The following is a 12871-nucleotide window of genomic DNA, read 5'->3' as shown; positions in this document are numbered from 1 at the left end:
GAAGTTTGGGTTATATGTCCTTTTAATGACTTAGTCATTGCAAAATAAGGGTTAGCAGGAAGGCCTATTTAGTCCTACCTTTATGGTTTTACTCAACTTTCAAAAGCTTTACTATCGTGCATAAGTTAAACCTTCTACTAGGCCTTCTTTTTTTTGTTCCTCTACTTGGATTTTCGCAGACCGTCGAAGATGACTTTGAGGGCAATGGCACCATCACCAACTGGACGGGCGACGACTGTGGCATGGACAATGCCTTTGCTAATCCTTTTCAGCAAGGGATCAATCCCTCGTCGACGGTTTTACAGTACCAGGACGGTGGCGGACAGTATGCCAATATCCGTTTTGATATTAACGGGACTTTCGACCTGGCAGCAAAACCTTCTTTTGCCTTAAAAATCTACGTTCCTTCAAGTAGCATCACCGGTAACCAGCCCAACCAGGTATCGCTCAAGCTACAGGACGGCGATCTGGCGGAACCATGGTCGACCCAAAGTGAAGTTATCAAGCCCATCGTACTGGATCAATGGCAAGAGGTGATCTTTAATTTCGCCAGTGACCCCCACCAAAACCTCAACGAAGGTTCGCCGCACCCGGTTACACGCAGCGACTTCAACCGGGTGGTGCTTCAGGTAAATGGCGAGAACAACAATGATCTCGTTACGGCCTACATCGATGACTTTATTTACGGTGTTGATACCGGCGAAGGCTCCATCTACAACCAACTGGTCTGGGCCGATGAATTTGACGGCAATGGCCCCGTGGATCCCACCAAATGGCACCACCAGACCCAACTGCCTAATGGTTTCAGTTGGTACAACAACGAGCTACAACACTACACCAACCGCCTGGACAACTCCTATGTAGAGGATGGCTTCCTGCACATCGTAGCCAAGCGGGAAAACTTCACGGACCAGGGGCATACCAAAGCTTACACTTCGGCGCGGCTCAATTCCAAATTTGCTTTTACCTACGGGCGGGTAGAGGCCCGAGCAAAATTACCTTTCGGGTTGGGCACCTGGCCCGCCATTTGGATGCTGGGTAAAAATGTTACCGAACCCGGCGGCTACTGGGCCAACACCCACGGCACCACCGGCTGGCCTGCCTGCGGTGAAATTGACATCATGGAACACTGGGGTTACAACCAAAATTTTGTCCAAAGTGCCCTGCACACGCCTTCCTCTTCCGGTGCTACGCAAAATTACGGCGGCACCCTGGCAGAGGATGTTTCTAATACCTTCCACGTGTACGCCTTGGAATGGACCCCGGAAGAAATGCGCTTCAGCATTGACGGAGCGGTATACTACACCTATGCCCCCAGTAGCCTCAACTCGGCTACCTGGCCCTTTGATGCGGACCAGTACCTACTACTCAACGTAGCGATCCAGGGCGAAGTAGCGGCGGGCTTTACGCAAAGCCCCATGGTGCTTGATTACATCAGGGTATACCAGGAAGGTACCAGCACTACCTCGTCTACCGAAGAATTGGAGCAGATCGAGGTCTTCCCCAATCCGGTGGAAGGGCCGCTGAACATCACTATTCCTGCCACACTGGTGGGCGCACAAGTGAAGGTGTATGCCGCTAACGGGCAGGTGCTACTACAGCAATTCCGCCAGGATACGACCTCGCTGACGCTGGATTGGTCGGCCTACCCAGCAGGAGCCTATGTGCTGGTGTTTGAGCTGGGCGGTGAGCAGGTGACGCGTAAGGTGATGAAGATGTAGGGGGTGCGGAGGCTCTCACGTAGATATAACCCACCTTGTGCTGGGGTAGGACTCATATTCCTACCCCTGTATATATCACCCCTTTAGGACTCTGGTGGTGGCAGGAATATTTGCACACCACGATTAGTCATGGTAAGGTTGCGATTCCAGGAGGTTCGATTAAGCGTCAAAAATGCGATGCTGTTGGGTTGGGCCGTGAATGTACGACAAATCAAACCAGCCAGATTGGACACCTCTACCCCAGATAAGTAAAGCAAACCGTATCCCTCTACAAACACTCACTCCTCCACCACCTCATCACTCCCCAAATACTGCCGATCGCCGTGGGTGTACCAATGCCGTTTGGCGGGAATCCGGAATGGCCCTATTTGGGCTTCGTCCGCTAGCAGGATGTACTCACCGTCGTTGGCGGCTTCGTCGTGGTAGAAGCGGTAGCCGCTTAGGGCGTAGGTTTCCGGGTGGAAGTAGAAGTACCAGGTATCACCGCCTACTTCTTCTTGATAGGTGACTTTCATTTCCAGCAGCTCCTGACCGAAGAAGTCTACGCGGTGGACGTTGTCGTCGATGATGGTACCGGGGTCGCGCAGTTTCATGGGTAGGCCCCAGAGGTAGGTATAGTAGTTGCGGTAGACCTTGCCCGCCTCGCAGCTCAAGCGGTGCTGGCGAAGTTCTTCGGGGGTGAAGTCGGTCGTACGTCCATTGAGGCTAAAGGTGCAGCCGGCAGCATTGTATTCCCGATAGGTTTCGTCGCGACCTCTGATTTGTGCGAGTTTAAACACCTCCTGTCCTTCATCCATGGTGACCTCCGAGCGGCGGTAGCTGCCTCCGGGGCGCGATTCGTAGAGCTTCAACGTGAGCGGCTGTACGCCCCACTGCGCCTGGGGGTCGTGGTAGGCGATGGCTTTTTCCAGCAGTTGGGAGCCACTGAAATAGGGTGCCAGGTCTTTGTTCCACTCGCGGAGGGTTTGGGTATTCATGCGCACGTAGTGAGGGTTGGGAGCCGCCTCGGCCAGCTCCAGCGAACGCGCCATGATCTTCTCGGCGGCGGAGAGGTTACCCAATTTGCGCTCGATGATGGCATGGTAACGCATGACGCCAAACTGATCGCCATCCAGCTCCTGGCGGCGGTCCATCCAGGTTTTGGCTTGCTGCAAGTCCAGGTTATTGTCGAGGTAATAGCGGGCGGCGGCGTAGTATTCCGGGCCAGTGGTACTGGCACCAAAAGACTGGTTAATTAGTTTTTTCACTTGGTCATGAGTCGCCAGCAACACCGGAATCGCCAGCCGGGTGTGCTCCCACTCCAAGGTCAGTTCTGCGCTGGCGGGCGTGATGTTCATCCACCGAAACTCCATCGTTTCTATACGCTCAGGTAGGGTTTTCGTAGGCAAATCTACCCTCAACACATCTTTTGCCGGATCATAGCCGCGGGCACCCCACAAAGTCGTATCGCTACTTAGGATCAACGTCCATTCGGCATCTTGGCGGGGAATGGTATAAAGCGCATAGGTGCCAGCTGGTAGCTGTTGGTCCAGGATACTGATTTCTCGATCAAAATGCAGCAGTGTTGCTTCGTTAGCGCCCGTACGCCAGACTTCTCCGTAAGGAATAAGTTCCCCGAAAATCACACGCCCTTTCACTCCCGGTCGGTGATAACTCAGTGTAAAATGAGTCAGTCCTATCTGTGTTTCCAATCTTGCGGGCGCACTCGCTGGTGGCAGGTTCAGTTGCGCATGAAGTAAGGACGGAAACAATAAAAACCAACAAACAACCCACTTTAAGTGTTTGGTATTTAGTAACAACCAAAAATCAATAAGTTCCATAACGACTTGGAGGTTAAGGTAAAAGGGCTGAGGTTCCCCTACCAGGCAAGCCCTAAGATAGCTAAATTGCAGAAAGTAAGCCGTCAGACATTGTAGAAAACGGCAAACCGTATTGTCTCAAAATAGCAGAATTTACCTTATATTACACCCTCTTTTTTAACAACAAAATAGTGTATTATGAAAACTGTTTTTACAAGTATCATTTTTTGCCTTTTATCGCTACCGCTGCTAGTGGGGCAGAATAATGTAGAGTTCAATGCAAGCTCCAACTGGATTGGCTACATGAATGTCTTTAATCTCGATGGATCTTACAACTTTGGCTCTAGCTGGGAGGTTCCTGCATTGAAATCGACGCTCAATACGGCCAACAATACATTGACCTTACAACCCAATTTTAACACTTACGCTGAAAACGCTGGTGATGCTTTTTGGGTTAACCAAACTACGGGTGAAGGCGCCAAAACAATGGAAGCCTTAACTTTTGTAGAGCCAGGTGCTACCTTCAACGGTCAAGATCTTACGTTTTCAGGTACCGTACAAGGTTACACCTTGGATGATGCATACGAGGTTAAATTTTTCATCAAAGCACTTGATCCAAACAACGGCTACGCTGATGCATTGGGTGGTGGAAAAGTATTTCCGCTTCCTGCAAGTGGTGATTTTTCCGTTAGTGCAACTGCAGCAGAATTGCCTGCAGGCTTACTCATCCAGTACGGCTTCAGTGTAACAGGTAGAAATGCCAATCCTACTAATGAGGCGGCCTTAGGTACCGTAACCATTGGTGTTGGTCCTTCCTCCGTTAATGACCTGAACACGCTGCAAATTGCAATGAGTGTATTCCCTAATCCTGCTACAGAAACTTTGTTCATCAAGAGTGATGCACAGGTACAGTCTTACCAGGTTTCAACCCTTTTGGGTCAGACCGTAATGAGCGGTAAAGCAAGCAAAGAGATAGATGTTAGAAATCTAGCTGCTGGTACTTACTTCCTTACTGTTTACGCAGAAGAAGGCAACAAGGTGATGAAGTTCGTCAAGAACTAAATCCTTCGGATACTAGTAAAAATGCCGTTCCTGAGAAATCAGGAACGGCATTTTTATTTTAACAAGGTTAAGATGTTGTTTATCAGGAAACTAGACTTGTTCTGCTGGGTCAATTTACCTTACGGTGATATTTACCTTTCTATAGCCCTTCCTTTTCATGACCACGAAGGTCAAATATCTCGCTACCTCACCAAAGTGAGGCTGCCTTGCTCTTCAAAGCGTCGGTCGCCAATTTGGAAGTTAATCATATAAATATACGCCTCTGAAGGCGCAGGACTATCATTGAAGGAGCCATCCCAAAATTGCCCGATGTTACTGGTTTCAAAAACAACTTTACCCCAGCGGTTGAAAACCTTGCAGTTGTAATCATTTAGCTCGGCCTTGGTAAACAGGCCAAAGACATCGTTATTTCCATCACCATTAGGCGAAAAGATGTTTGGTACTTCGTATAAAATACCCAGATTTTCGATACTAAAACTCGCCTCTTGCACACAGCCATCTTCGGAAGTGACGGTAACGGTGTAGGTCTCTGTACCCACTTGATCCGAGGAAGTAACGACAGAGGTCGAATCAGCCATCGGGTCGGAGAACGTACTATTGACAGACGAAGACCAAACGTAGCTGTAATTTTCGCCAGCGGGTGTAGGGATCGCAATCAGTTGCAGCTCGCAACTTGCAGGAAAAGAGGTAGCGGTATTGGGAAGAATGGCGATATCTACTTCAAATTGATCATTGTCTACTGTTATCAAGACATCATCGTAAAAGGGATTTCCGCAATCGTCAGTAATCTCTACCGTATACAAGGTCGTTTCCGTGGGAGAGGCAATAGGATTTGGAATATCGGTGTCCGACAATCCTGTAGCTGGCGACCAGAGGTAGCTTACGCCTCCATTAGCTTCGAGCGGAGTTGCTTCGCCGGGGCAGATGGTTTGATCGGCTAGTTCATTCAAAAACGAAGTGTACGAAAAGCAGACCTCATGGACATTATTGAGTCCGCCGGTTGCGGAAGTGAATCCCCAGAATACGAACGGGTCGCCATTGAAAATTTCGTTGACAATATCCGCCGTGTAAGTCAGGCGCAGCACACAGTCGAGGTAAACCGAAAAAGTTTGCGCTTCGGCATCCCAGGCAATGCGCAGAGGGTGGTATTCACAATCTTCGATATTCACATTGTTGGCATTCGCCTGCACTGGTCCTGCTAATGCTCCCTGGGGTTGGTTGTGGTTGAGGATGCCATCACGAATGATGGTGATATGATCGAAAGCAGGGTCCGCAAAATCCAGGTTCTGGTAAGTATCAAACTCTACTCCCAGAGAAGGCTGGACATCACCAAACCCGATCGCTCCTCCACTACCCCCAATGGAGGTACTGATGGGCTGTAGGCCAAAGACCATTCCATCTGCTCCCTGCAGGTCTTCGCAGCCTACAAACAGATCCACAAAAACCTCGAAAGAGGAGCGAAGGTCTATCTTCTCCCCATTCCATAAGGAGCCAGCCTGGGCATTTGCGGCAGCAGTAAGCTGGTAGCAACTGTCATTGGTTGCAACAGCATTGCCATTCAGGAAAAATTGAGCTTGCGTATAAGTGCAGGAGGCAAAATATAGCAGCGTGAGTAAACCAAGCCTTTGGGCAGTAAGTTTCATATTTACTAATTTCTTTTTGTCATAAAACAAGTGACAAATTTATCAATAAATAGCTATTCTAATAGTATTTAAGGTGGTCAGACTTGGTCCTGCTTACTGCAATAATAGTTAAAGCACTTACTGCACAGCATACCGATCGCACCAATCATTTTTTAAACATAAAGTAAACCGCAAGAATTAAGCATACGAATGAAATCAGGTGGTTCACTCGGAAAGTTTCTGTTTTAAAAACGAGCAGGGTAAAAATCGCGAAGACAATCAGGGTAATCACTTCCTGGATGACTTTCAGTTGGATGAGCGAAAACGGCCCTCCATTTTCATGATACCCGATCCTGTTGGCTGGCACTTGGAACATGTACTCAAAGAGTGCAATCCCCCAACTGATCAGAATGATGGAAATCAGGCCCAATTGGCTGAACCATTTCCATTCCGTAAACTTCAGGTGCCCGTACCAGGCCATTACCATGAATGAATTGCTTAGGATTAAAAGCCCTATCGTCAAGATACCCTTCATTACTCTTCAAAGTTGCTTTGCTCATTTGCTCAAATTACCGCCGAAACACAATATCTCCCCAACCGGAGACAATGCGCGACTCCCGGCAACGACCATCGGCGTAGGTCATGTAACTTTCTTTGCCATCGGGAAGGGTAATTTTGTATTTACGGTTACCAAGTGATACCAAAGAAATGTTCACGCCCCAGCGCTCAGAAAAGACCTCCTTCAGGTTAGTGGGTTCCGCAAAATAGGCCGCCGTAAGGGTTTGATTAACTTCACTGGCAGAGACCTGTTCGGTACGATCATCAAAATAGGTAGCATAGGTATTGCCTTTCATTTCTCCGTAGCAAGCTTCCTTGGTTTTATGGTTCCGCTGGTATTTAAAAGTCGTTTTAGTGAGCTGCCCATCGACATAATGAGCGGAATAACTCAGGTCGAGGTCCATCGATAAAATATAAGTCACAGTAATATCCGTGACGGAAGTATAAACAACACCAGCAGGCGTCTCGGTTCGGGTGACCGTCATGGTACCAATCTGGTCATCGCCCAGATAAGCATTAAAAACCAATGCTTGCGCAGCAATAGAACCGAGTAGCAAGAAAGACAGGGAGAACAAAAAAAATCGTGCAGACATCATATGAAGGGAGACTAATTCAATGGAATAAACTAAAGATAAAACCTTAAACGCATTGGTAGTGGTATTTAAACGATATAAATTAAGAAGGACACCATCTCATTGAGCCCCGTTTCTGTGTTGGCGTGGTTCGCAATGCCCTCAAAACCTAATCCATCCCCAGCGGCAAACCCTATCCTCCGCCCGGGCAGAGGTGTCACGCAGTGACGGAGGTGGTCAAAATACTCGCCTAAACGAAACAGTTTCCCTAGTAGCAACAACTGACACCCCCGGCCTGCGGCCACCCCCGCTGAGCAGGGGACAGAGACTGACCCAGCGGCAAACCCTATCCTCCGCTCGGGCGGAGGTGTCACACAGTGACGGAGGTGGGAAAAAACTCGCCAAAACGAAACAGTTTCCCTAGTAGCAACAACTGACACCCCCGGCCTGCGGCCACCCCTACCGAGCAGAGGACATAGACTGACCCAGCGGCAAACCCTATCCTCCGCTCGGGCAGAGGTGTCACGCAGTGACGGAGGTGGGAAAAAACCGCACCGCTAAAAACAACCAACCATTAATAGCGATCCCTCCCACTAAGCAGAGCCACAACGCCCCCCCAACTGACAAAAACCGTCATCCCACCCCTCTTCCCCGTAAATTTTCCTTCCAAAACGGGCTAATTAGACGATTTTACCCCTATTTATAGATTTTTTTCCCTGCCGCTCTGCCTAGATTTGCTTCGGTCAGGAGGAGTCAGATTGAAATAAAATTAAACCACCGATTGCTTTTGCAAAATTTTATAAAAACAATGTCTACTAAATCAATCATATTAATGGTTCTTGGTTTTTTTGCGGCCACTGCTAGCATGCTGGCACAAAGTGGTTCGGTGACAGGAACAGTTTACGATAGCGATGGCAGTTCTACTTTGCCTGGCTCTAATATTTACTTGAAGACAGACCTGTCAACGGGTACCATCAGCGAAGTAGATGGCACCTTTGTGCTGAGCAACCTTCCGGTTGGTTTACAAACGATTGTTGTTTCTTTTACGGGCTTTGAACCACAGGAAATTGAAGTAACGATAGCGGATGGTGAAACCGTTAAATTGGAAGTTGTCCTCGCACCAGCAGTGTATTCAGGCGAGGTGGTTATCGTAACCGCCCAAGCACTCGGGCAAGCCAAAGCGATTAACCAACAGCTAAATTCCGATGCAATTGCGAACTTCGTTTCTGCGGAAAAAATCAAAGAATTACCAGATGTCAACGCGGCCGAGGCCATCTCGCGTCTACCAGGGGTGGCCATCAACCGTAGCGGTGGTGAAGGCTCCAAGGTCGTAGTGCGGGGCTTAGACCCTAAATTTACGGCGATCTCGATCAATGGCGTTCGCTTGCCTTCTACATCGGGCACCGACCGTTCGGTGGATTTGTCGCTCATTTCGCCAGAGCTTCTCTCGGGCATCGAACTGTTTAAATCACCGACCCCCGATATGGACGGCGACGCGTTGGGTGGTTCCATCAATCTCAATATTCTAAAGGCCCCCAAAGAACCCAAACTCTCCATCAAAGGCCTAGGCGGCTACAATGACCTGGGAGGTACTTACAGCGATTACAAAACGACGGTTGCGTTCACCCGACGGGTTTTCAACGATCGCCTGGGGATCATTGCTACAGCCAACGCAGAACGCTTCAATCGCGGCGGCGAGATTATTGGCCAAGGCTGGGGCGACGATATGTCGGTGGTCTTGGATACCCTGCTGGACATCTTCAAGCAAGAAGGCAACTACCTACAGTTTCAAAAACGGGAGGAAAGCCGCAAACGCTATAATGCCAGCCTTGGACTAGACTTTGAAGTAGGCGGTAAAACGGACGTGTCTATCCTAGGCATCTACTCCCGTACTTCGCGCGACCAATACAACAAATCGGAGCGCTACGATGTGCAAAACAATACCATTGTCTACCGCCCCCGGATCACCGAAAGCTCGATTGATCTATACTCCGGCTCCATTTCTACCCGGCACCGCCTCAATGTGCTCAACATCGAATGGGGAGCGGCCCTGTCTAAAGTGATAGGAAAGACGCCTTACGATTTCGAACTGGAATTTCGTGACCAATCCAGCCCCTTTGAGCAGGAGGTGTACGACCGCCGGGATACACCCGCCCAATTTTTTGATTACATCAAGAGCGATGGTACCAAAGATTATCTGCAAGGATCGCGTGACATCACCAGTGGCAACAGCGAAGATATTTTATCCGCCTTCTTGAATTTTGAAGTGCCATTGAAAATCAGAGACAACCTCAGTGCTACCCTTAAGTTTGGAGGTAAGGTTATTTCCAGTACCAAGGAACGTACCTACGAGGAGTTCTTTGAGAAGAATTATTATTTGCGACCAAACAGCTATTTCGCTCCTTTCTCCGCTACGGGGATGGGCGCCACGGGAATTGATCCCACCGGAGGTTTCTACTACAGCATGGCCAATTTTACCAATCAGGAGAATGTAGAATTTCGCCGCCAGAATGGACAGACCATCAATATGTTGTCTTCTTTTGAGCAACAACGCTTACGTGATTTCAAAACTACCTTTCAAGATGATTTTCGCTTCAATCGCTACGGCATCGTCAACAACTATGACCTTACGGAAAACGTCTATGCTGGTTATGTAATGATGAAATTTAAGCTGGGGCAAAAGCTAACGGTTATCCCCGGTTTCCGCTATGAACAATCGGATAATACCTACAATGGTATTTACTCTGACCTAAGTGGTGACTTTGGTGAGAGTGGTGCGCTGAGAGACGAGACCGTAGATCGAGATTATGGCATTTTTCTGCCGCATTTCCACCTGAAATTCAAGCCGCGTGAATGGTTGGATTTCCGGGCTTCTTACTCTACGACTTTGGCGCGGCCCGATTATGAATATATAGTACCCGCAACCTTGGTCAATCGTGCCAGTGATCTGGTCATCACCGAGGGTAATCCGCAGCTGAATGCGTCGGTGTCTACCAATTATGATTTCTTCATAACAGCTTATTCCGGTAAGTGGGGACTACTTTCGGGCGGCGTTTTTTACAAAGATATTTCGGATGCTTTTTACCCCTTTATTGTGGGCTTGAACAACGATTCCCTGGCCGTAGCTTACGGCTATCCACCTACCGGTTTTGGTGGTGCTGAACTAACGACCTACACCAATTCTCCACAGTCGAATGTATGGGGGTTTGAAATGGAAATCCAGTCGAATATGAACTTCCTACCCGAGCCTTTCGATGGGCTGGTGTTCAATTTCAACTATACCCGTTTGTTTTCGGAAACGACCATCAATTCGTTTTACGAGCAGACGACTTTTTCGGGCGTACCTCCTTTCATTTTTACGACGGTGGAAATATTCCCCTTCCAGCGGGAGGTAGAGCTGATTGGTCAGGCCAAACACATCCTGAACGCCTCTTTGGGCTATGATTACAAGTCATTTTCCATGCGGTTTTCGACGTCCTATCAAGGCACCAAACTATCAGGGTATAGCTCCTCTTCTGACAAGGACCGCTTCAACCAGAGTTTCTGGCGCTTTGATGCGGCCTTTAAACAAAAATTCAGTCGGAATTTCAATGTATTCCTCAACCTCAACAACCTTTCTGATCAGCAAGGGATAAACTTCTTTCGCTCAGAAAATTTCGTGACCTCCATAGAGCGCTACGGGATGACGGCAACGGTTGGTGCAGAATACATTTTTAGATAATAATAATCAACGTGTTTAAACAAAAAAATTGAAGATGAAAAAACACTACATTCCATTTTTCGCATTGCTCCTTTTTTCCGCCTCTTTATGGGGGCAGTCTATTGAGGTACCGCCCAATATCAACGGGACGACCATGTTTCCTTTCACTTATCTAAGTGATTTTATTGATGCGGATACTTCTGCTACGGGCGAGCAATTACATGATACTTACCTGCTACAGCGCGGGGCCGTTTACTTCTTTACTGGCCAGGCAGAATGGCCTTTCGATGTGAATTTGGTAGCTTTTGGTGACGAAACATTGGGCAAGCCAGTGGTGTCGAGAGCTAATGCTTCGGGAGGTACCGCATTGGATCCAATGTATCGTGGTTTTGGTAGCTTCACCTGGGATGGTATTTATATCATTATGGGAGAAGAAGGCCCCGAGGCCGCTCAGTACGAAACAGCTCCTTTCCGTCCGGAAGGAGACGACAAGCGCTTTGTTTTCAACAACTGTACGATCGAAAAAAGCCGTCAAGGTACGATCCGCATTGAAGGAGAAAACTCTACGACGATCATTACCAACTGTGAGATTCGCAATTTTGGTGATTACGAGCGTTTCCAGGGCAACGGCCGTATTGTAGATACCCGTGATAACTTCGCCGATTCGGTGGTCATTAGCAATTGTGTGATGTACAATATTTTGGATCGCGTCTTTATCGGCTTCCGCCAGCAAGGACTCAACTACTTTGAGTACACCAACAATACGCTGTTCAATCACGTTGGCCGTCATGGCCTGATTCAATTGAAGAACACCCGCGAGTCGGTGATCAAGGACAATATTTTCATGAACCCTTCTATAATGGGTACGGCCCCATTTTTGGCCAATGAGCAGATCACCTACGCTAATGAAACGAACTATTTGTTCACCATTGACACGCTGGTAGAAGGTGCTTCTGTGGAAATGAGTAACAACAATGTTTTCTGGACGGATGATGTACTGAATTACTACGCCACTTTTGATTCTGTTGCCCAGCCGATGATCCTGAGCCCTGAATTCGAAGCGGCTTTGGCTACTCCTGCCGATGCGTATTTCTCGGAAGTATTGGAATTGAACAATGTTCCTGACCGTGCACCGCTGATTGCTTATTCTCGGGAGGCTATTCTTTACAAAGATTCAGTAGGTATCACGGATATCATGGTAGAGGACATCAGCTTTGCTGGTACACCTTTCGACAATGGCTACCTGTTTGATTTTAGCCAGGTTGACCCTTGCTACGATCCCAACGCAGCTTCGGCTACGGCCGCCAGCGATGGAGGTGCACTAGGGGTTCGTTTCTTGTGCGACTACCCCGTAAATTCTACCAATACCGTCTACAACCCTTCTTTGGCCTTGCGTTCTGCGCCCAACCCCGCAGGTGATTTCACTAATCTGACTTTCACCCTGAGCCAAGCCGGAGAGACCAACCTGACCGTTTTTGATATGAATGGTAAAGTGGTCAGCAACTTGTTCAATGGCCGTCTCTCTGCGGGCAAGCACACTTTCAACTGGAATAACCTCAGCCAGGTTCCTAGTGGAATGTACTTTGCTAACCTGCAAACGGAAGAAGGTAAGATGTTTATCAGAGTGGTGGTAAGCAAGTAATGTTTTAATCGAAGGTGCTCGTTCCTCGCGGGGGGGTGTTCGCTGAAGCTAGTCCCGAAGCCTCGGGACGGCTACCGCCGACGCAGTCGGCACCACCGTGAGCGACAGCGAACACCCCCCGCAAGCGCAGCGCAGCACCCCCGCGAGGAACGAGCACCTTTTTTTGATCTTGGCTTTAACTTCTCTTGAATAGTT

The 12871-nt window shown here is 48.5% G+C and carries 8 protein-coding genes; 4 read left to right on the top strand and 4 right to left on the bottom strand.

Translation table 11 applies throughout. The annotated features are described in order from the left end of the window. Positions 1-116: 116 nt before the first annotated feature. Positions 117-1721, top strand: coding sequence for a family 16 glycosylhydrolase (locus tag AB0L18_RS03970; protein ID WP_367391285.1), 1605 nt, complete (start codon positions 117-119; stop codon positions 1719-1721). A 278-nt stretch (positions 1722-1999) separates the two neighbouring features. Here AB0L18_RS03970 and AB0L18_RS03965 read toward each other — a convergent pair whose 3' ends face one another. Then, positions 2000-3541: a DUF6503 family protein gene (locus AB0L18_RS03965; protein ID WP_367391284.1), complete on the bottom strand. Its 1542-nt coding sequence runs from the start codon at positions 3539-3541 to the stop codon at positions 2000-2002. Positions 3542-3718: 177 nt separating this feature from the next. Between AB0L18_RS03965 and AB0L18_RS03960 the strand changes: the two genes are divergently transcribed. Next, complete coding sequence (locus tag AB0L18_RS03960; RefSeq protein WP_367391283.1) at positions 3719-4582, top strand: T9SS type A sorting domain-containing protein; 864 nt, start codon at positions 3719-3721, stop codon at positions 4580-4582. A gap of 182 nt (positions 4583-4764) precedes the next feature. On the opposite strand, the gene AB0L18_RS03955 is transcribed toward AB0L18_RS03960, so the two are convergent. The 3 genes from AB0L18_RS03955 to AB0L18_RS03945 form a co-directional block, all read right to left on the bottom strand. Next, positions 4765-6225 carry a gliding motility-associated C-terminal domain-containing protein gene (locus tag AB0L18_RS03955; RefSeq protein WP_367391282.1) on the bottom strand — a complete coding sequence of 487 codons (1461 nt, stop codon included), beginning with the start codon at positions 6223-6225 and terminating at the stop codon, positions 4765-4767. A 145-nt stretch (positions 6226-6370) separates the two neighbouring features. Then, the gene (locus AB0L18_RS03950; protein ID WP_367391281.1) at positions 6371-6739 is read right to left on the bottom strand and encodes a DMT family protein; all 369 of its coding nucleotides are present in this window, start codon (positions 6737-6739) and stop codon (positions 6371-6373) included. 34 nt (positions 6740-6773) lie between these two features. Next, a complete protein-coding gene (locus AB0L18_RS03945) occupies positions 6774-7358 on the bottom strand; it encodes a DUF6134 family protein (protein ID WP_367391280.1) in 585 nt (194 codons plus the stop codon). A 784-nt stretch (positions 7359-8142) separates the two neighbouring features. Between AB0L18_RS03945 and AB0L18_RS03940 the strand changes: the two genes are divergently transcribed. Further along, positions 8143-11055, top strand: coding sequence for a TonB-dependent receptor (locus tag AB0L18_RS03940; RefSeq protein WP_367391279.1), 2913 nt, complete (start codon positions 8143-8145; stop codon positions 11053-11055). A gap of 34 nt (positions 11056-11089) precedes the next feature. After that, entirely contained in the window at positions 11090-12676 is a 1587-nt protein-coding gene (locus AB0L18_RS03935) for a T9SS type A sorting domain-containing protein (protein WP_367391278.1), read from the top strand. Positions 12677-12871: the final 195 nt, after the last annotated feature.

The sequence above is a fragment of the Lewinella sp. LCG006 genome (genome assembly GCF_040784935.1).
Classification (GTDB): Bacteria; Bacteroidota; Bacteroidia; order Chitinophagales; family Saprospiraceae; genus Lewinella.
The sequence above is the reverse complement of the archived record's forward strand: the minus strand, read 5'-3'. Positions and strand labels throughout refer to the sequence as shown.